The 18,318-nt window shown below is 62.5% G+C and carries 17 protein-coding genes; 8 read left to right on the top strand and 9 right to left on the bottom strand.

The features are described from left to right. Positions 1-7 precede the first annotated feature (7 nt). Entirely contained in the window at positions 8-1,117 is a 1,110-nt protein-coding gene (locus FHX10_RS00195) for a sn-glycerol-3-phosphate import ATP-binding protein UgpC (RefSeq protein ID WP_063474371.1), read from the top strand. A gap of 41 nt (positions 1,118-1,158) precedes the next feature. Here the strand turns inward: FHX10_RS00195 and FHX10_RS00200 are convergent, their stop codons facing one another. Then, a complete protein-coding gene (locus tag FHX10_RS00200; RefSeq protein ID WP_063474372.1) occupies positions 1,159-1,632 on the bottom strand; it encodes a cupin domain-containing protein in 474 nt (157 codons plus the stop codon). A gap of 122 nt (positions 1,633-1,754) precedes the next feature. Here FHX10_RS00200 and FHX10_RS00205 point away from each other — a divergent pair, with 122 nt between their 5' ends. Then, on the top strand, positions 1,755-2,291 hold the full coding sequence (locus tag FHX10_RS00205) for a hypothetical protein (RefSeq protein WP_047618595.1): 537 nt from the start codon (positions 1,755-1,757) through the stop codon (positions 2,289-2,291). Here the strand turns inward: FHX10_RS00205 and FHX10_RS00210 are convergent. Continuing rightward, positions 2,288-3,055 (bottom strand): TIM barrel protein, encoded by a 768-nt coding sequence (locus FHX10_RS00210; RefSeq protein WP_063474373.1) that lies wholly within the window; start codon positions 3,053-3,055, stop codon positions 2,288-2,290. The genes FHX10_RS00205 and FHX10_RS00210 overlap by 4 nt on opposite strands. A 142-nt stretch (positions 3,056-3,197) precedes the next feature. On the opposite strand from FHX10_RS00210, the gene FHX10_RS00215 reads away from it, so the two are divergent. Then, positions 3,198-3,986, top strand: coding sequence for an SDR family NAD(P)-dependent oxidoreductase (locus FHX10_RS00215; protein WP_047618598.1), 789 nt, complete (start codon positions 3,198-3,200; stop codon positions 3,984-3,986). A 174-nt stretch (positions 3,987-4,160) separates the two neighbouring features. Beyond that, positions 4,161-4,625 carry an RrF2 family transcriptional regulator gene (locus FHX10_RS00220; protein WP_026188508.1) on the top strand — a complete coding sequence of 155 codons (465 nt, stop codon included), beginning with the start codon at positions 4,161-4,163 and terminating at the stop codon, positions 4,623-4,625. On the opposite strand, the gene FHX10_RS00225 is transcribed toward FHX10_RS00220, so the two are convergent. Next, a complete protein-coding gene (locus tag FHX10_RS00225; RefSeq protein WP_063474374.1) occupies positions 4,626-5,753 on the bottom strand; it encodes a monooxygenase in 1,128 nt (375 codons plus the stop codon). It lies immediately after the preceding gene. A gap of 164 nt (positions 5,754-5,917) precedes the next feature. Here FHX10_RS00225 and FHX10_RS00230 point away from each other — a divergent pair, with 164 nt between their 5' ends. Beyond that, positions 5,918-6,694, top strand: coding sequence for a metallophosphoesterase family protein (locus FHX10_RS00230; protein ID WP_176707353.1), 777 nt, complete (start codon positions 5,918-5,920; stop codon positions 6,692-6,694). A gap of 37 nt (positions 6,695-6,731) precedes the next feature. On the opposite strand, the gene FHX10_RS00235 is transcribed toward FHX10_RS00230, so the two are convergent. From FHX10_RS00235 to FHX10_RS00245, 3 genes are all read right to left on the bottom strand, one after another. Beyond that, positions 6,732-9,920 carry an efflux RND transporter permease subunit gene (locus FHX10_RS00235; RefSeq protein ID WP_063474375.1) on the bottom strand — a complete coding sequence of 1,063 codons (3,189 nt, stop codon included), beginning with the start codon at positions 9,918-9,920 and terminating at the stop codon, positions 6,732-6,734. Further along, the gene (locus FHX10_RS00240; protein ID WP_048338375.1) at positions 9,917-11,092 is read right to left on the bottom strand and encodes an efflux RND transporter periplasmic adaptor subunit; all 1,176 of its coding nucleotides are present in this window, start codon (positions 11,090-11,092) and stop codon (positions 9,917-9,919) included. Before FHX10_RS00240 ends, FHX10_RS00235 begins: the two co-directional genes overlap by 4 nt. 263 nt (positions 11,093-11,355) lie before the next feature. Beyond that, positions 11,356-12,900 (bottom strand): cation:proton antiporter, encoded by a 1,545-nt coding sequence (locus tag FHX10_RS00245; protein ID WP_063474376.1) that lies wholly within the window; start codon positions 12,898-12,900, stop codon positions 11,356-11,358. A 247-nt stretch (positions 12,901-13,147) separates the two neighbouring features. Between FHX10_RS00245 and FHX10_RS00250 the strand changes: the two genes are divergently transcribed. The 3 genes from FHX10_RS00250 to FHX10_RS00260 are packed head-to-tail and all read left to right on the top strand — an operon-like array spanning position 13,148 to position 16,362. Then, the gene (locus FHX10_RS00250) at positions 13,148-13,612 is read left to right on the top strand and encodes a MarR family winged helix-turn-helix transcriptional regulator (protein WP_063474377.1); all 465 of its coding nucleotides are present in this window, start codon (positions 13,148-13,150) and stop codon (positions 13,610-13,612) included. Next, on the top strand, positions 13,605-14,828 hold the full coding sequence (locus FHX10_RS00255) for an HlyD family secretion protein (RefSeq protein ID WP_063474378.1): 1,224 nt from the start codon (positions 13,605-13,607) through the stop codon (positions 14,826-14,828). Before FHX10_RS00250 ends, FHX10_RS00255 begins: the two co-directional genes overlap by 8 nt. After that, the gene (locus FHX10_RS00260) at positions 14,821-16,362 is read left to right on the top strand and encodes a DHA2 family efflux MFS transporter permease subunit (protein WP_047618614.1); all 1,542 of its coding nucleotides are present in this window, start codon (positions 14,821-14,823) and stop codon (positions 16,360-16,362) included. The genes FHX10_RS00255 and FHX10_RS00260 overlap by 8 nt, the downstream gene beginning before the upstream one ends. On the opposite strand, the gene FHX10_RS00265 is transcribed toward FHX10_RS00260, so the two are convergent. Genes FHX10_RS00265 through FHX10_RS00275 form a run of 3 tightly spaced genes read right to left on the bottom strand, consistent with a single transcriptional unit; the run spans position 16,363 to position 18,273 of the window. Beyond that, positions 16,363-16,980: a DNA-3-methyladenine glycosylase gene (locus tag FHX10_RS00265; protein ID WP_097631166.1), complete on the bottom strand. Its 618-nt coding sequence runs from the start codon at positions 16,978-16,980 to the stop codon at positions 16,363-16,365. A 30-nt stretch (positions 16,981-17,010) separates the two neighbouring features. Then, positions 17,011-17,325: a hypothetical protein gene (locus FHX10_RS00270; RefSeq protein ID WP_063474380.1), complete on the bottom strand. Its 315-nt coding sequence runs from the start codon at positions 17,323-17,325 to the stop codon at positions 17,011-17,013. Positions 17,326-17,364: 39 nt separating this feature from the next. After that, positions 17,365-18,273, bottom strand: a complete 909-nt coding sequence (locus FHX10_RS00275; protein WP_047618621.1) for a LysR family transcriptional regulator — start codon at positions 18,271-18,273, stop codon at positions 17,365-17,367. Positions 18,274-18,318 lie beyond the last annotated feature (45 nt).

Consider the following 18,318-nt stretch of genomic DNA (forward strand, 5'->3'; position numbering starts at 1 on the left):
TACTCCCTTGGCACCGATCTCCATTCGTGGCGTGAAGAAGAACTACGGCAAGACCCCCGTCGTCCACGGCGTCGATCTCGACATCCAGTCGGGTGAGTTCATCGTCATCCTCGGCCCGTCCGGCTGCGGCAAGTCCACGCTGCTGCGTATGATCGCCGGCCTCGAGGAAATCAGCGGCGGCGAAATCGCCATCGATGGCCGTGTCGTCAACCAGATGGAGCCGCGCGAACGCGGCTGCGCCATGGTGTTCCAGAACTACGCGCTTTACCCGCATATGAGCGTCGCCGAGAATATCGGCTATGCCTTGAAGGTGGCCGGCGTTTCGACGGCGGAGCGTACGCGGCGCATCGGCGAAGTCGCCAAGGCGCTCAGCCTCGAACCCTTCCTCGACCGTCGGCCGGCCGCCCTTTCCGGCGGCCAGCGGCAGCGCGTCGCCATGGGCCGCGCGATGATCCGCGAGCCGAAGGTGTTTCTCTTCGACGAGCCGCTATCGAACCTCGACGCCAAGCTGCGCATCGCCATGCGCGCCGAAATCCGACGCCTGCACCGCCGCCTCGGGGCCACCTCGATCTTCGTCACGCATGACCAGACGGAGGCGATGACGCTGGCCGACCGGCTGGTGGTGATGAACGGCGGCAGGGTGGAGCAGGTCGGCACGCCGGAAGAAGTCTATCATCATCCGGTCTCGCGCTTCGTCGCCGGTTTCGTCGGAACGCCGGCGATGAACCTGCTCGAGGGTACGATCAATGACGAGGGCGTCTTCGTCTACGACCAGAGCCGCAAGGTCGTGCTGCCGCGCGAGCGCGCCGCACCGCTGAAAGGCAAACGCGTCGTGCTCGGCATGCGCGCCGAAGCCGCCCGGCTGGTGGCCCCGGATGCGCCGGGTGCCCTCACCGCAACGGCCGATTTCATCGAAGAGCTTGGCGCAAGCCGTGTCGTCCACGCCGATTTCGACGGGCTGCCCTTTGCCGTGGCGCTGACCGAGGCGGTGAAGGTGAAGTCGGGAGATCCGATCGGCATCGCGATCGATTACGACCAGATCCACCTCTATGCCGCCGATACCGGCCGAATCATCGAGAACACTGCCATGAGCGGCGCCGGCGTCGTTCACGCCTGAGCGCGCCGCAGGCGTTTCCGGTCCCGTGTGAGCGCCCGATATCAGCGATGGATCGGGTCGAGCCACGGGACGTCTTCCGGCTTTTCGACCGGCTCGATGTCGAGATTGACGACGACCGGTTCCTGGCCCGAGCGGACGAGCACGCATTCCAGCGTCTCGTCGCGGCTGGCGTTGATCTCCTGGTGCGGCACATAGGGCGGAACATAGATGAAATCGCCGGGGCCGGCCTCGGCGGTATATTCCAGATGTTCGCCCCAGCGCATGCGGGCCTTGCCCTTGACCACGTAGATGATGCTTTCGAGATCGCCGTGGTGATGGGCGCCGGTCTTGGCGTTGGCATGGATCGTTACCGTGCCGGCCCAGATCTTTTCGGCGCCGGCACGCGCATTGTTGATCGCAGTCGCGCGGTTCATGCCCGGCGTCTGCGCGGTATTCGGATCGAGCGAATTGCCGGGAATGACCTTGACGCCATGTTCGCGCCAGTCGACATGATGGTGCTCGTGGTCGTCGCTCATGCCTTGCCTCCTGCTTCGATTTGGTCAGTCTAGGCCGGCGCCGGGCGGCAGCCAAGCGGATTTGCCCGCACAATATCTTGGCGCCCCGATAGCTTCTGTGCACATAGGAAAGAACGGACCCGATGAGCCACCTCCCGCAGATCGACTACGACACGGCTTCGGAAGAGATTCGTGCGGCGCATGACGAAGAAATCAGGCTGCGCGGACGGATGACCAATATGAAGCGGACACTGCTGCATTCGCCCGCCGCCCATCGCATCTACGCCGAATGGTTCACGCTGCGGGCCGAACTCGATCCTGCTGTCAATGACCGGGCGATCTGGATCTTCTCGCATGCAATCTCTAAGGCGGCGCAATCGAAAATCGCCATCACCTTCTTTCGTCGGGCGCTGATCAACAATGGTTTCAATCCGGACGCACTGGAGCTTTCCGAGGAGGAAGCGCTGCTCGACGCTTTCGGCAAGGCGATCGTTGCCGATTCCAACGCCGTACCCGCCGAACTCTGGGCGAAGCTGAAACAGCGCTACGAGATCAAGGTGCTTGTCGATCTCGTCGCCTTCGCCGGCATCATGCTGGCGACCGCCGTCTTCAACAATGTCGTCGACGTCGATTTCGACCCCGAGCTTGAAGCTTTCGCCGAAGGCGCCAATTCCGCCTAACCGAGTGCGGCGATCGCGCCCCTGACGGCGTCCGCGCCGGGTCTGGTCGGCCGGTATTCCAGACCGACGGCGCCGTGGTAGCCGTTGGCGAAGATCCAGTCGAGGCGATGGGCAAGGTCGATTTCGCCAGAGCCCGGTTCGTTGCGGCCGGGGTGATCGGCGACATGGACGTGGATGATGCGATCGAGGCGGCCATCGAGCACGTCCTCGGTGCGCTCGTCCATCACGGCGGAGTGGTAGATGTCGTAGACGATGCCAATCTCGGGGCGGGCGACGTCATCGATGATGTCGAGGCCTTCGCGGGTCGAATCGAGGAAATAGCCGACATGGTCGATGCGGATGTTGAGCGGCTCGACGCCGAGGCGCACACCGCTGTCTGCAAGAATATCGGCGCCGGCCTTCAGTGTTTCAGTCAGCGCCCGGCGCTGTTCTTGCCGGCTCAGGGCCGGGAGATCGTCGCCCGCCTGGGCAATCAGCACCGGCGCGCCGAGACGCCTGGCGACAGTGACGGATTCGGCAAGGCCTTTCAGCCAAGCCTGCCGGTTGGCGGCGTCGGTCAACGCGATCATCGGTTCGGCGACGAGGCTGGTGACGGCAAGGCCGGTTTCCTTCAGTGTCGCCTCGATCGCGTCCAGATCCCTGTCGCTCCAGCGCCAGAATTCGATTGCCGTCAGGCCGGCAGCATGGGCGCGGCGGATGCGGTCGGGAAAGCGGTCGCCCTCTTCGGCAAACAGCCACTCTATGCAGGCTGAATAACGTGGCATGAAAACTCCTCCCATCCTGTTGATGTAGGCATGCGACAGATCGCAGCCTCTCGCAAGAGGCGTTCGGGCGCTTGACGCCCGGGTTCATTGGCGGAACACTCAGCATATCAGGCCGGGATCTCCGGCCGTTGCGGAGGAAGACATGGATCTCGGATTGAAGGGAAAGACTGCCGTCATAACAGGCGCGTCGGTCGGTATCGGACTGGCGATCGCCGAGGGGCTGGCGGCTGAGGGCGCCAATCTCGTGCTGGCGGCCCGCGGCGGCGATCGGCTCAAGGCGGAAGCCGCCCGTATCGCCGAGAAGTACGGTGTCGACGCCATCGCTGTTGCCGCCGACGTGGCGACGGCTGGGGGAACCGAGGCGATCATTGCGGCGGCGGCCGAAAAAGGCGGGGCCGATATCCTCATCAACAATGCCGGCACCGGATCGAATGAGACGGTGATGGAGGCGCCGGACGAGAAGTGGCAAGCCTATTGGGACCTGCATGTGATGGCCGCCGTGCGGCTGGCGCGCGGCATCGCGCCGCAGATGAAGGAACGCGGCGGTGGTGTGATCCTGCACAACGCCTCGATCTGTGCCGTTCAGCCGCTGTGGTACGAACCGATCTACAATGTCAGCAAGTCGGCGCTGATGATGTTTTCGAAGACACTGTCGACCGAGCTCATCAAGGACAATATCCGTGTCAACTGCGTCAATGCCGGCCTTATCCTGACGCCCGACTGGATCAAGACCGCCAAGCAGTTGACGGCCGAAACCGGCGGCAACTGGGAAGGCTACCTGCAGAGCGTCGCCAACGAACACGCCGCCTCCAAACGCTTCGGCACGCCGGAGGAACTGGCGAATGTCTTCGTCTTCCTGAGTTCGGAGCGCGCGAGCTATTGCATCGGCTCGACCTATTTCGTCGATGGCGGCATGCTGAAGACGATTTGACGGCGGCCGCCGGCAGGGCTCGGCAAGTCGATCTTTCGCAAGACTGCCGGGCCGGCCTGTGGACGTTGCCGATACAAGCTATAAATAATAGCTATTTTGTTGTATGTTCACGCTTTTGACGCTATTTGCCTGCTATTGGCAGGATAAATACTGCGATTCTACAAGGCGACGACGATGCTGACGAAAAAGGGAAAATACGGGCTGAAGGCGCTGGTCGATCTGGCGCGGCTGGCGCCGGGCGAGACTGCCTTCATCAACGATATCGCGGCCCGCAACAATATCCCGAAGAAGTTCCTCGATACGATCCTGCTGGAACTGCGCAATGTCGGCATCCTGCGCTCGAAGAAGGGGCCGGGCGGCGGCTATTCGCTGTCGCGGCCGGCCTCGGAAATCCGCATCGGCCATGTCATCCGCACGCTCGACGGGCCCCTAGCACCGATTCGCTGCGCCAGCCGGACGGCGTACGAGGCCTGCGACGACTGCGCCGATCCTGAGACCTGTCAGGTGCGGCGCTCGATGACCGATGTTCGGGACGCGATCGCCGCCATTCTCGACAATATGACCCTCGAGCAATTCGTCGCCGACGGCGGCCGCATCGAAGGCGCTAAGGAACAGTTCCCGATCTCCGCCGCCAGCTGATTAGGCGCCACCGACCTTCGACATGTATTCGCCTGCGGTATGCACCAATCTATCCCGCGGCAGCGAAAGCGCGTGAATGCGGGCATTCCGCCAATGGCGGTCGAGATTGAGCCCGATGCCTGCTGATGTTCCCCCTGCAAGTTCGAACAGCGCGTTTGCGGTGTCGAGCGCCGTTTCCTCGGCAAGGATCGCGGCCGCCGAGGCGGAGAAATGCGCGTCCGCCATCGCTGCCTCGACAGGATTGACCTGGGCGATGTCGAGCTTGCGGCCAGCCCGTTCCAAGGCCGCCGCTGTCGCTTCGATGCGGATGGCGCGTTCGCCGATCCGGGGAAGAACCGTCGTGCTGCGATCGCCGATCGCGGTCATCAGGTCGCTCCATGCGGCTCGCGCGATGCCGAGGCCGACGCCGGCCTTGAGCAGCAGGCCGAGCGAGATGCCGGTCGAATGTCCGGACGAGGGGGCAGGCGCAACCGCATCGGCATTGACATGAAGCGTGCCGACGATCGCCGTCGCCGATCCATTGGTGCGTTGGCCGAAGCCGTCCCAATCGTCGACCACCTGCACGCCTTCGTCATCGCGTGCGAGGTAGAGCGTCACCGGGCGGCTGGGCGGAGCGGTGGCGGCTGCGGCGATCCAGTCGGCGAACAGAATACCGGGCACTTGGCGCGTGCGCCCGCTGAGGCGATAGCCCGGGCCTTCGGCCGTAAGCTCGGCCTCGTCAGTAAAGGCGGCGCCGGCGAAGCGGTCGCCGAGCAGCACACGGGCAAACAGCGATGCCTTCAAATCCTCGCCGGCCTGGGTACGGAGCGTTTCCAGTGCGCAAAAATGATTTTCCAACGCCTCGCCGATCGAGGCGTCGCCCTCGGCGATGATCGCAACGATTTCGGCGAGCAGGGCGTTCGACACGTCGAGTCCTTCATGGTCAGGCGGTACGGCGATTGCCGTCAGCCCCGATACCGACAGCGCATCGAGCTCGGCAAAGGGCAGGATGCGGTTGATATCGCGTTCGCTCGCCTGGTGCCGGAATGCGGCAGCGTGGTCGCGGGCCGCGGATATCGCCTCCTCTTCGCTTTCGATGCGATGCGCGGGAGGCCTCAAGCTCTCATGAAACTGCGATACCGTTCCCATCGGTCACTCTTTCCTCGACGGATACAGGAGTGAGGGATTAGCCCTCGAATGATAAGACCGGTTTTTCTACAAAACCCGAATGGTTTGAATTTTCTTACCAGCTTGATTGCCCTGTTCTCCACGCTACTTACGGTGAAGTGGGGCTTCCTTGATTGAGAAACATGATGAGCGACTCTCGTGCTCGCAACAGCGAGGTTTCGAAAATGGCGCGCCAGCCGAGACCGCGTCTGACGCTGGATATTGCCGCTATCCCAACCTATGCGATCGGCGACATTCACGGCCGGTACGATCTGCTTGTGAAAGCCGAGGAAGCGATCCTGCGTGATGGCGCGCGGCTGCCCGGGCGCAAGCTGATCGTCACGCTCGGCGACTATATCGACCGCGGCCCGGAATCGGCACAGGTTATCGGCCATCTCATGGAGCCACCACCTGATGGATTCGACCGCATCTGCCTTGCCGGCAATCACGAAATCGCCATGCTCGACTATATCGACGGCTGGATCTCCTATGACGATTGGATGCAGATGGGGTCGGCGGAGCTGCTCAAATCCTATGGGCTCGATCCGGACCACCTGCCCCTGGTCTTCCCCACCGGCGCAAAACTCGATGCCTTCATCCGCCAGTCGTTGCCGCGTACGCATATCGATTTCATGCGGGCGATGCCTGTCCTGCTGGAAACCCCAAGCGTGATTTTCGTGCACGCCGGCATCAATCCGAAACTGCCGCTCGACAGGCAGACGGACGAGGATCTGGTCCTCATCCGCCAGCGATTTCTCGAAAGCCGGGTGCCGTTACCGAAACTCATCGTTCACGGCCATACGCCGAACGACAAACCCGATATACAGCCGAGGCGGCTCAATATCGATACGCGCGCCTATCGCAGTGGCAAGCTCACCGTCGCGCGCCTGTGGCAGGGCCAGGTGCATCTGTTTTCGACCTGACTTGCGCGCGTGTTTCTTCAGAGCCGGGTGGGTCGTCTCAGACGACCCCTTCATCGACCGGCTCCGTCTTTGCCGGTTCTACCGTAGCCGGCCGGTTGCGGCGCCAGCCGCGCAGCACGACGTAGAAGACCGGCGTCAGGAACAGACCGAAGATCGTCACACCGAGCATGCCCGAGAAGACGGCGGTGCCGAGCGACTGGCGCATTTCGGCGCCGGGGCCGGTGGCGATGGCAAGCGGCAGAACTCCGAAGATGAAGGCGAATGCCGTCATCAGGATCGGGCGCAGGCGAAGATGGCTGGCCTCGATGGCCGCTTCCACCGGCGACTTGCCTTCCTCTTCCGCCTGCCTGGCGAACTCGACGATCAGAATGGCGTTTTTGGCCGCAAGACCGATCAGGACGATCAGGCCGATCTGCGTCAGGACATTGTTGTCCATGCCCCGCAGGGAGACCCCGATCAGCGCCGCGAGCACCGCAAGCGGGACGATGAGAATGATCGCGAGCGGCAGAACCCAGCTTTCATATTGGGCCGCCAGCGCCAGGAAGACGAAGACGACGGAGAGGGCGAAGATGTAGATGGCCGTGTTGCCGGTGTGGGTCTCCTGATAGGCGAGTTCCGTCCATTCGAAGGTCGTGCCCTGCGGCAGGATCTTCGCAGCCAGCGCTTCCATCTTGGCGATGGCATCGCCGGTCGACGTGCCCGGCGTCGGATTGCCCTGAAGCGGCACCGAGACGTACATGTTGTAGCGCTGGACAAGCGCCGGGCCGCTGGCATCCTGAATGTCCATCAAGGTTCCAAGCGGAACCAGCGCGCCGGTTGCCGATCGAACCTTCAGGGCGAGAATGTCTTCCCTGTCCATGCGATATTGCCGGTCGGCCTGGGCGCGGACCTGGTAGACGCGGCCGAACGCATTGAAATCGTTGACGTAGGCGACGCCGAGATTGATGGAAAGCGCGTTGAAGATATTGGGGATCGGCACGTTCAGGAAGCGTGCCTTGTCGCGGTCGAGCGCCAGGAAGTATTGCGGGCTTGCATCGGAGAATGTCGTAAAGACGCCCGTCAGCCCTTCGGTCGTCGCCGCCGCACCCATCATCTGGCGGGCGAGGCCGAGCACGCGCGTCATGTCGGCGTTTTCGAGATCTGATATCTGCATCTTGAAGCCGCCGGAATTGCCGACGCCACGCACGGATGGCGGCGGGATGGCAATGATGAAGGCTTCCTGGATGCTTTGCAGCTTGCCGTAAAGCTCGCCGATGATCTTGTTGGCGTTCTCTCCGCCTTCTTCACGTTCGGCAAAGGATTTGAACGGAACGAAGACGACGCCGGCATTCGAAGCATTGGTGAATGTCGCCCCGCTGAAGCCGGCAAATTGCACGGCGTTGCCGACGCCGGGCACGGTGCGGGCGATATCGCCCACCTGTCTGACGACGGCATCGGTACGCGCAAGCGAGGCGCCGTCCGGAAGCTGGATGACGATGATCGCGTAACCCTGGTCCATGGTCGGGATGAAGCCGGCGGGAACTTTCGTTCCCATGTACCAGGTGGCCCCGAGCAGGCAGACGAAGGCGGCCATCGCGGCTGTCAATCCCACCCAACTGCTGACCAGATGCCGAACGGTCCATGAATAGCCCGAGCTCAGCCGATCGAATCCACGATTGAAGCCGTTTGCAAGTCCTCTTCCCAGGCGCGTGGCGACGTTCGTGCGCCTGGTTTCGTGGTCATGGGTTTTCAGCAATATGCCTGCAAGGGCGGGCGACAGCGTCAGCGAATTCAATGCGGAAATTGCCGTGGTGACAGCGATCGTCACCGCGAACTGCCGGTAGAACTGGCCTGAGATGCCGGGAATGAAGGCGGTCGGCACGAATACGGCAATCAGCACCAGCGAGATGGCGACGACGGCAGTTCCGACTTCGTCCATCGTGACGTGGGATGCCTGTTTTGGCGTCATGCCGCGGGCGAGATTGCGCTCGACATTTTCCACCACCACGATCGCGTCGTCGACGACGATCCCGATCGCCAGCACGAGGCCGAACAGGGTGAGCATGTTGAGCGAGAAGCCGAAGGCCAGCAGGACGGCGAAGGTGCCGATCAGCGATACAGGGATGGCAATGATCGGAATGATCGCCGTTCGCCAGGATTGCAGGAAGACGAGAACGACAATCGCCACCAGGATGGCCGCCTCGGCGATGGTTCTATAGACCTCGGTGATCGAATCCGAGATGAATTCGGTCGTGTCGTAGACGATGCGATATTCCAGGCCCTGCGGGAAATTCTGCGAGAGGTCCTTCATGATCGACTGGACCTGATGGGCGGTGTCCAGGGCATTGGTTCCCGGCCGGGCGAAGATGCCAAGAGCAACGGCCGGGTCATTGTTGAGATAGCTGTTGGTGACGTAATCCTGCGCGCCGAGTTCGATACGGGCGACATCCTGCAACTGCACGAGCCGGCCCGATGTCGTCGATTTCACGATGACATATCGGAACTCGCGCACATCGGAGAAGCGTCCATCCGTTCGCACCGTATATTCGAACGCATTCTTGCCGGTCACCGGCGGGGCACCGATCTTGCCTCCGGACACCTGGACGTTCTGGTCTCTCAGCGCGGCGACGACGTCATCGGATGTCATCCCGTAGGCGGAGAGTTTTTCCGGATCCAGCCAGATTCGCATCGAATACTGGCGTTCGCCGAAGAGCTGCACGTCGCCGACGCCGTCAAGGCGAACGAGAACGTCACGGATTCGGTTGCGGGCGTAGTTCGAGACATAAAGCTGGTCATAGCGGTGCGACGGCGACAGCAGATGCACCACCATCATCAGATCGGGCGAGCTTTTGTCAGTGGTCACCCCAAGCCGCTGGACTTCCTCGGGAAGACGGGGCAGGGCGATGGAAACGCGGTTCTGAACGAGCACCTGCACCTTGTCGAGATCGGTGCCGAGCTTGAAGGTGATCGTCAGCGACATGGCGCCGTCGGCGCTGGAATAGGACGACATGTAAAGCATGTCTTCGACGCCATTGATCTGCTGTTCGAGCGGGGTCGACACGGTATCGGCGATCGTCTGCGGATCGGCACCCGGATATGACGTGCGCACGACGATGGTTGGCGGCGCTATCTCCGGATACTGGGATACCGGCAATTGCGTATAGGCAATGCCGCCGACGACCAGAAGAACGATCGAGATGACGGCCGCAAAGATCGGCCGGTCCACGAAAAAATGAGCAAATCTCATTGTCCGTTCTCCGCGCCGGCGGTTTCGGGCGCAGTGTCCTGCCGCTCCTTGGGCAGTTCGGTCATCTGAGGTGTGATCTTGGTACCCGGCCGGGCGCGGATCAGGCCGTTGACGATGATCGTCTCGGTCCCGTCAAGGCCTTCGCGTATGACGCGGTAGCCATAGAGCCGGGGTCCGGGTCTCACCGGCTTGGTCGAAACCGTGCCGTCCTCGGCGACGACATAGACGACGCGCTCATTCTGGTCGGAGCCGATTGCCTCGTCGGGAACGAGAATGGCCTGGTAGGTGTTGGAGGCTTCGACCTGTATGCGGCCGAAGAGGCCGGGCTGAAGGACGAGATCGGGGTTGGGGAAGCGGGCCCGCAGACGAATGGTGCCACTCTCATTGTCGACCCGGTTTTCGGCGAAATCGAGCTTTCCCTTGAATGGTTTTGCATTGGGATCCGAGATCGTGACGGAGACATCCAGACCGCCGCCGCCCTGTTGGAGATCCTTGCCGAGCTTGCGCGCCGTGTCGGCGAAATTCAACAGGCGGCGCTCGTCGACGTCGAAATAGAAATCGATCGGATCGAGCGAAACGATTGTTGTCAGCACGGTCTGGTCGGTCTGCACGAGGTTGCCGGCCGAAATCAGCCGGCGATCGATGCGGCCGCTGAGCGGCGCCTTGATCTCGGTATATTCCATGTCGAGAGAAGCGCGATCGGCTGCGGCCTGCGCGCCGCGGACATTGGCCTCGGCCGAATCGAATTCGCGGCGGCGATCATCCAGCGTCTGCGCCGACTGGCTGCCGCTCGAAGCAAGCGATTGCGTGCGCTTATATTGCGCATCGGCAAAGACCAAGGCGGATTGCGCCGATTCGAGTGCGGCCTTTGCCTGATTGAGCGCGGTGACGAACGGCCTCTGGTCGATGACGAAGAGCAGGTCGCCCTGCTTGACCAAGGCGCCGTCCTGGAAATGGATTTCCTGCAGGTACCCACCGACGCGCGAGCGAACGGAGACTTCGTCGACCGGCTCGAAGCGGCCGATGAATTCGTCGCTGTCGACGACATCGCGCACAACAGGCTTGGCGACGGTGACGGGCGGGGGCGGCGGGGCGCTCTGAGCCAGCGCGGCCAAAGGCATGAATGCGGCGATAGAGCCAAACACCAGCATCTGTCGAAGCGCGTAGGTCATACCAGTCCTCCAATCTTGGCAGCCGATTAACTAGCCGCCAACCTCAAGATGAAGTGATGCTGTTCAGGTCTTGCTGCTTTGAACGAAGGCCTCTGCCCCCGGGGATTTCTCCGGCGTCCGATCCCTTGGAAAGGAAGGCCGGCAGGCAATGTCGATCAGAAAAATCGTAACCCTATGGAATTGGACTATAAACGGCAGCGGCGAAAAATTGCAAATGCCAATTGGTTACGATTTTCGAATCCATCAAAACTTCACAGAGCGCGTCAGCTCTCCACAATCTCGTCTCTGCCCGGCGGCAGGGCGCCGAGTTCGGCCCAGTCGAGTTCCTGTTCCAGCATGTGAAAGACATCGTCGTCGATCTCGCCGGCGCGGCGCATTGCCGCCAGTCTGCGGCGCTTCGCAACGATGACATTGCGGCGCTGCTTGTCGAGCCGGCTGACCTCGCGCGGATGTTTCCCGTCCACGGCGATCTCGCGCTCGGAGGTGTACACGTCGCGCAGGATGCGGGTGGATTTGTCTTCGCCGCCGGCGAGTTCGGCAAGTGCTGCATCGATCAACGTGACACGGGCTCTGGCGAGGTCGCGGTCCACGGAGGTGTCCGGTTCGAATTTCAGGAAACGGATCAGCGGCCCGAGCGTCAGGCCCTGGACGATGAGCGTGCCGAGAACGACGGCGAGCGCGCTGAGCAGGATGATGTCGCGATCGGGGAAGTCGATCGGCAGGGCGAGCGCGGTGGCCAGCGTGACGAGGCCGCGCATGCCGCACCAACCGGCAAGCAGGCTCGTCGCGAAGGTGGGAACGGCCTGTTTCGTGCGCCCGCGCGCGGCAAGAAAGTTGATGACGCGGTTATAAAACAGCACCCAGGCCAGCCGGACGAGAATGACCGTGACGAAAACCATGGTGGCGAAGGTGATTGCGAAATCCAGGCGGCCGGGATCGAGGTCGAGGACGATCTGACGGGCCTGCAGGCCCATCAGCAGGAAGGCCAGCACGTTGAGCAGAAAGACCGCGGCCTCCCAGACCGAATAGGAATGGATGCGGTGGCGGGCCGTCTGCCGCTCGGGCATGTAGCGGGCGATGACCATCGCGTAGACGACGATCGCCAGTATTGCCGAAAAGTGTAGCCGCTCGGCGATGATCCACGTGCCGAAAGTGGCGACGAATTCAAGCAGGGTGCCGCCGAGCGTGCCGGCGAGCCTCAGGCCGACGACCATGTAGAGACGGCCCATGAGGTAACCGAGGATGAGGCCGCCCGGCACGGCGAGCGCCAATTCCGCCAGGGCACCGGCGAAGAAGGCGGGGCTCGCGGCGGCTGCCACCGCGGCGCTGAAGATCAGGAGCGCGACGGCGTCGTTCAGGAGGCTTTCGCCCTTCAGGATCACATAGGTCTGGCGCGGCAGGGTGAAGCGGTCGAGCATGGCGGTCGCCGCCGCCGCATCCGGCGGCGCGACGATGGCGCCGAGTGCGACGGCCGCGGCAAGCGGCAGGCCGGCGATCGTCACGCTGACGGTGGCGACGGCGGCGGCCGTCAATATCACGGCGATGGCGGCGAGCGAGAGGAGTGGCAGCCAGTTGTGCCTCAACGTCCTCGGCGGCAGATCATAGGCGGCGTCGAAGAGCACGGGCGCGATCAGCAACGCCAGCGCAAGCTCGGGATCGATTGCGACCTCAGGCGCCCAAGGCACGGCGGCGACGATGACGCCAGCGATCGCCAGCATTGTCGGATAAGGGATCCGGAACTTCCTGGAGAATTGCAGAAAGACGATCGCCACCAGCAGCAGCGTCAGCATGCTTTCGAAGAACGCCATCGAGCTCCCCAATGCGGCGCCTCCGGCGGAGGCGACGACTACAGGCAGAATTAGGGCGGAGCTAGGCCGCGGCTACCGTCTGGCGTCTGCAACCGGCGAAAGGAAGAACTGCAGGACAAGCCTGAGCCGGCCTGCGGCATTTTCGCCGCTGCTTCCGAATCTGGCATCCCAGCTCTTGTGTGGCGTACATGCTCAATATATGTACCGATATCATAAGTATGCTTATAAATAATGATCGCAGGTTTTCATGAGCGCCACTCCGACCCTTGGCTTCCTTCTCCACGACGTCGCACGGCTGCTGCGCAAGCGGTTCGAGCAGCGCGCGAAGTGTCTCGGGCTGACCCGGTCGCAATGGCAGACGCTTGCCTATCTCTCGAACAATGAAGGCATCCATCAAGGCGGCCTTGCCGAAATCCTCGAAGTCGAGCCGATCACACTGGTGCGCATTCTCGACAAGCTCGCCGAACGCGGGCTGATCGAGCGCCGCCAGCACCCGACCGACCGGCGCATCTGGCTGCTCTACATGCGCGACGAGGCGCACCCGCTGCTCGCCGAAATGCGCGAGCTCGGCGACACCACCCGCGCAGAAGCGTTGGACGGCGTCTCCGTCGAGCAGCGCGAGCAGCTTTTCCACATTCTATCCGTAATGAAGACGAACCTGGTTCAGGCATGCCGGAGCCCGGTTGACGAGAACGAGACGAACGATGGCTGATCAATCCCCCCTCCGCGTCGTTGCCGACGCCCATGCCAAGACTCCTGTCGAAGAAACGGAAGCGAAACAGCAGGAAACGGTAGCCGAAGCGCCTTCATCCAATTCAGCGCCGGCTGCCGCCGTGGCTGCGCCTGGCGGCAACAAGGTCCGCCGCCGGCGCAGTCTCACGCGGCCGATCCTGTTCGCCCTGCTGCCGGTGGCGCTCGTCGTCGGCGGTTATTATTACGTCAATGGCGGCCAGGTGATGTCGACCGACAACGCCTATATTCAGGCCGACATGGTCGGGCTCACCACCGATGTCTCGGGCATCGTCGAGCAGATCGACGTGCATGAGAACGAGGCGGTCAAGGCAGGGCAGGTGCTCTTCAGCCTGCGGCCGGATGCTTTCAAGATTGCGCTCGATGGCGCCAAGGCGCAGCTCGGCGCGCAGCGCAACCAGATCATGAATCTCAAGGCCAGCTATCAGCAGTCGCTTGCCGAGATCACGCAGGCGCAAGCCGATCTGCCCTATTATCGGGATCAGTTCGATCGGCAGCAAAACCTCGTCAACAACGGCAGCGCGACGCAGTCGGCCTATGACGAAGCCAAGCATAATCTGGAAGCCGCTGAGCAGAAGGTTACCGTCGCCAAGGCGGAAGCCGCAACGACGCTCGCCCAGCTCGGCGGCTCCGCCGATCAGCCGATCGAGGAGAATCCGCTCTACCTGCAAGCCAAGTCGAATGTCGACAACGCCCAGCGCGAACTCGACCACAGCGTCGTCAAGGCGCCGTTCGACGGCATCGTCACCAATGTCAACGCGCTGCAGGTCGGCTCCTATCTGCAGGCGTCGCAGCAGGCCTTCTCGCTTGTTGCCACCGATCACCTTTGGATCGCCGCCAGCCCGAAGGAAACCGAGCTCACTTACGTCAAGCCCGGCCAGACGGCCGAGATCTATGTCGACACCTATCCCGGCGTGAGATGGAAGGGCAAGGTCGAGAGCATCAGCCCGGCCTCCGGCTCCAGCTTTTCGCTGCTGCCGGCGCAGAATACCACGGGCAACTGGGTGAAGGTCGTGCAGCGCATTCCGATGCGCGTCAGCATCCAGGAAACCGAAGGCAAGCCGCCGCTCCGCGTCGGCATGAGCACGGTGGTCGATGTCGAGACCGGCCATGTCCGCGGCCTGCCTGATTTCGTCAACAAGCTTCTGGGCCGGCCTCAGGGCGGGGATCATGAGTAGCGCTTCTGCATCTGCGGCGACGCCGGTTGCCAATCGCGGTGCGATCACGGCCTGCGTCATTCTCGCCGTCATCATGCAGGCGCTGGACACGACGATCGCCAACGTGGCGCTGCCCTATATCCAGGGCAGCGTGTCGGCCTCCGCCGACCAGATCAACTGGGTCTTGACCTCCTATATCGTCGCGGCGGCGATCATGACGCCGCCATCGGGCTTTCTCGCCGCCAAGTTCGGCCGCAAGCGCGTGCTGCTCGTCGCCATCGCCGGCTTCGTGGTTGCTTCGGTGCTCTGCGGCCTGGCGCAATCGCTGAACCAGATCGTTGCCTTCCGCCTGCTGCAGGGCCTGTTCGGCGCATCGCTGGTGCCGCTTTCCCAGGGCATCCTTCTCGATATCTATACCGTGGAGGAGCGCGGCTCGGCCATGGCGCTTTTCGGCGTCTCGGTCATGGTCGGACCGGTCCTCGGCCCAGTCATCGGCGGCTGGCTGACCGACAATATCAGCTGGCGCTGGGTGTTCTACATCAACGTGCCGATCGGCGCGCTTGCTTTCGCCGGTATCGTCATCTTCGTTTCGGAAACGAAGAGGGATGCGCTCGCCAAACTCGATTGGTTCGGCTTCGGGATGATGAGCCTGTTCATCGCCGCGCTGCAGCTCTTCCTCGACCGCGGCGAGCAGCTCGACTGGTTCTCCTCGGGCGAGATCATGCTCGAAGCGATCGTCTGCGCCGCCGCATTCTATCTGCTTCTGGTGCACACGCTGACCGCAGAAAAATCCTTCGTCAATCCGAAGCTGTTTCTCGACCAGAACTTCACGGTCAGCATGATCTTCATCTTCGTGGTTGGCGTCACCTACCTCGCATCGCTGGCGCTGATGACCCCCTATCTGCAGACGCTGATGGGTTATCCCGTCATCACCGCCGGCATCGTCATGGGGCCGCGCGGGCTCGGCACCATGCTGTGCATGTTCATTGTCGGGCGGCTGATCGGCAAGGTCGATACGCGCTTGCTGCTGGTGCTCGGTCTCGGCCTAACCGCCTGGGCGATGTACGACATGACCGGCTGGACGCCCGATGTTTCGCAATGGACGATCGTCTCGGTCGGCTTCATCCAGGGCGCCGGCCTGGGCTTTCTCTTCGTGCCGCTGACGACCATCGCTTTCGCGACGCTGCCGGCCCATATGCGCGGCGACGGCACCGGCCTCTACAACCTGTCGCGCAACATTGGTTCGGCGGTCGGCATCTCGATCGTCTCGGCCCTGATCGTCGAGAACACGCAGAGCAACCATGAATCGATCGCGGCCTATGTGACGCCGTTCAACCATGCCTTCAACGCTGTGGCGGCGCAGGGCCTCAGCCCGGTAACGGCGGCGGGGCGTGCTTCGCTCAACGAGATCATCACGCTGCAGTCGACGATCATCGCCTATATGGACGATTTCAAGCTACTGATGCTGATGTCGCTTGCGGTCATCCCGCTGGTGCTCTTGCTACGCAAGCCGAAGGCGGCGCCCGCCGTCGACCACAGCGCAGTCATGGAATAGTCAGCGAAACGGCTTGCTGAGATAACGCGATCCCTGAATGCCGAAGCGCCACGGAACTTCGGCATTCTTCGTAATGCCGATGCGTTTTCCCGAGACTATGGGCACCGGCGCGGAGGGCGTGAGTGTGTAGGGCGGGCGGTCGAGCAGTCTGTCATTGATCTCGATATCGATGCCGAGCGCCTGACAGAGCTTGCCGGGGCCGCTGCAGAGCGACGTCAGCGCATCGGTGCCGCGTCGCTCCATCATCACGGGGATTCCGGTTTCCGGCTCCAGGGCGCGGATGAGGGCTGCCGAGCCCGGATGGCAGACGAAGTTCAGGCACCAGTACATGCCGTAGATGCGGTAGATATAGACATTGCCCGACTTGCCGTACATGGCGCCGTTGCGCTTGGTCGGGCCGCGGAAGCTGTGCGAGGCCTCGTCATCGGGGAAATAGGCTTCGGTCTCGGTGATGCGTCCGCCGACGCCATTCACGGTCAGATGGCAGCCGAGCAGGTCGCGGGAGACGGCGATCGCATCGCGCTCGAAAAATGCCCTGAGGCTTTCGCCGGCGAGCGTGCCGGCGCCGATCGCGCCTGATATCGTTCCACCATCGGTCATATCAGACGCAGATAACATCCAGTGTGGCTGCCGTCATCCCAAAAGGCATCAGTGGCCGGCATTCGGATCGCGCATCGGGATCGACGACGATGTGACCGAGACCGGGTCACTCGCCGGGAAGGAATCTTCCAGACCCTCCTCCAGCTCTTCTTCGAGCAAGGCGGGATCCTTGCTGCGCGCGCCGTCGCTATGGGCCGGTTCGATGGCTGCTGCGAGCAGGGTCTTGGCGCGCATGGCGGCGTTTTCCGAGGTCAGCTCAGGCGTGCTCCGCAGCGTCACGGCAATGCTGTCTTCGCCTTCGCCGCCGAATTCGACGACGAAACCGTCTTCCGTCTGGTAGACGGTGATATCGTAGAGTGCCATGGCCGTTCTCCGAGGGCGCGCATATTAGCAGGGCGCATTTTAGTGAAGCGCGTTTTCGGAATTTTGTCGAGCGAAGACCTTCACCAGCCAGTCGATGAAGACGCGCACGCGCGGTGAAAGCTGGCGGTTGCGAGGGTAGAGCAGGGAAACCGGCGTCGGGGTCAGTGGAAAATCCTTGAGCACGTGGATCAGCGCTCCCTCGGCAAGGTCCTTTTCGGCGTGATAGCGCGGGATCTGGATCATGCCGAGGCCCATCCTCGCCGCTGAAATATAGCTTTCAGCGGCGTTGACGGCGACGGTGGCGGGAATGGTGATCTCACGCACCGTGCCGTCGACGATGAATTCGAGCGGCAACAGGCTGCCGGTGCTGCTGGACCGGAAGCCGACCATGCGGTGGCCGGCAAGCCGATCCGGGTGCTGCGGCAGGCCATGGGTGGCGATATAATGGGGAGAGGCGAGCGTGATCTCATCCAGCATGGCGACGCGCCGGGCGACCATGTCGCTATCGCCCAACGTGCCGACGCGCAGCACGCAATCGATGCCTTCGCGCACCAGATCGACCAGCCGGTCGCCCTCGCTCATGTAGAATTCGATCTCTGGATAAGTCTCGAGAAAGGACGGCAGGCTCGGCAGCAGGAAATGGCGGGCAAGCGTGCCGTGCACATCGACGCGCAGCAGGCCCTTCGGTTTGGCGCCGGCAAAAGCGCCTTCGGCATCCTCGATATCGGCAAGAATCGACAGGCAGCGCTGGTAATAGGCTTCGCCATCGAGCGTCGCACTGACATGACGTGTCGTGCGCTGGAGCAGGCGCACGCCGAGGCGGGCTTCGAGCTGCTTTACCGCATCGGTAACGGTCGAGCGCGGCAGGCCGGTGTCTTCGGCGGCAAGCGTGAAGCTGCGACGTTCCACGACACGGCAAAACACGCGCATGGCATCGAATCTGTCCATCTATTTGTTCGTTATTCCCGGATAGTTATGGCGAAGAATGCACGA

The sequence above is a fragment of the Rhizobium sp. BK591 genome (assembly GCF_014195045.1).
GTDB classification, from domain to species: domain Bacteria; phylum Pseudomonadota; class Alphaproteobacteria; order Rhizobiales; family Rhizobiaceae; genus Rhizobium; species Rhizobium anhuiense.

Excerpts from the sequence above, each read along its gene's own strand:
- FHX10_RS00205 (WP_047618595.1), top strand. The coding sequence starts at position 1,755 with ATGAGCCACCTCCCGCAGATCGACTACGACACGGCTTCGGAAGAGATT.
- FHX10_RS00275 (WP_047618621.1), bottom strand. The coding sequence starts at position 18,273 with ATGGACAGATTCGATGCCATGCGCGTGTTTTGCCGTGTCGTGGAACGT.
- FHX10_RS00265 (WP_097631166.1), bottom strand. The coding sequence starts at position 16,980 with ATGTTATCTGCGTCTGATATGACCGATGGTGGAACGATATCAGGCGCG.
- FHX10_RS00220 (WP_026188508.1), top strand. The coding sequence starts at position 4,161 with ATGCTGACGAAAAAGGGAAAATACGGGCTGAAGGCGCTGGTCGATCTG.
- FHX10_RS00215 (WP_047618598.1), top strand. The coding sequence starts at position 3,198 with ATGGATCTCGGATTGAAGGGAAAGACTGCCGTCATAACAGGCGCGTCG.
- FHX10_RS00255 (WP_063474378.1), top strand. The coding sequence starts at position 13,605 with ATGGCTGATCAATCCCCCCTCCGCGTCGTTGCCGACGCCCATGCCAAG.
- FHX10_RS00260 (WP_047618614.1), top strand. The coding sequence starts at position 14,821 with ATGAGTAGCGCTTCTGCATCTGCGGCGACGCCGGTTGCCAATCGCGGT.
- FHX10_RS00210 (WP_063474373.1), bottom strand. The coding sequence starts at position 3,055 with ATGCCACGTTATTCAGCCTGCATAGAGTGGCTGTTTGCCGAAGAGGGC.
- FHX10_RS00245 (WP_063474376.1), bottom strand. The coding sequence starts at position 12,900 with ATGGCGTTCTTCGAAAGCATGCTGACGCTGCTGCTGGTGGCGATCGTC.
- FHX10_RS00225 (WP_063474374.1), bottom strand. The coding sequence starts at position 5,753 with ATGGGAACGGTATCGCAGTTTCATGAGAGCTTGAGGCCTCCCGCGCAT.
- FHX10_RS00235 (WP_063474375.1), bottom strand. The coding sequence starts at position 9,920 with ATGAGATTTGCTCATTTTTTCGTGGACCGGCCGATCTTTGCGGCCGTC.
- FHX10_RS00200 (WP_063474372.1), bottom strand. The coding sequence starts at position 1,632 with ATGAGCGACGACCACGAGCACCATCATGTCGACTGGCGCGAACATGGC.
- FHX10_RS00250 (WP_063474377.1), top strand. The coding sequence starts at position 13,148 with ATGAGCGCCACTCCGACCCTTGGCTTCCTTCTCCACGACGTCGCACGG.
- FHX10_RS00270 (WP_063474380.1), bottom strand. The coding sequence starts at position 17,325 with ATGGCACTCTACGATATCACCGTCTACCAGACGGAAGACGGTTTCGTC.
- FHX10_RS00240 (WP_048338375.1), bottom strand. The coding sequence starts at position 11,092 with ATGACCTACGCGCTTCGACAGATGCTGGTGTTTGGCTCTATCGCCGCA.
- FHX10_RS00230 (WP_176707353.1), top strand. The coding sequence starts at position 5,918 with ATGAGCGACTCTCGTGCTCGCAACAGCGAGGTTTCGAAAATGGCGCGC.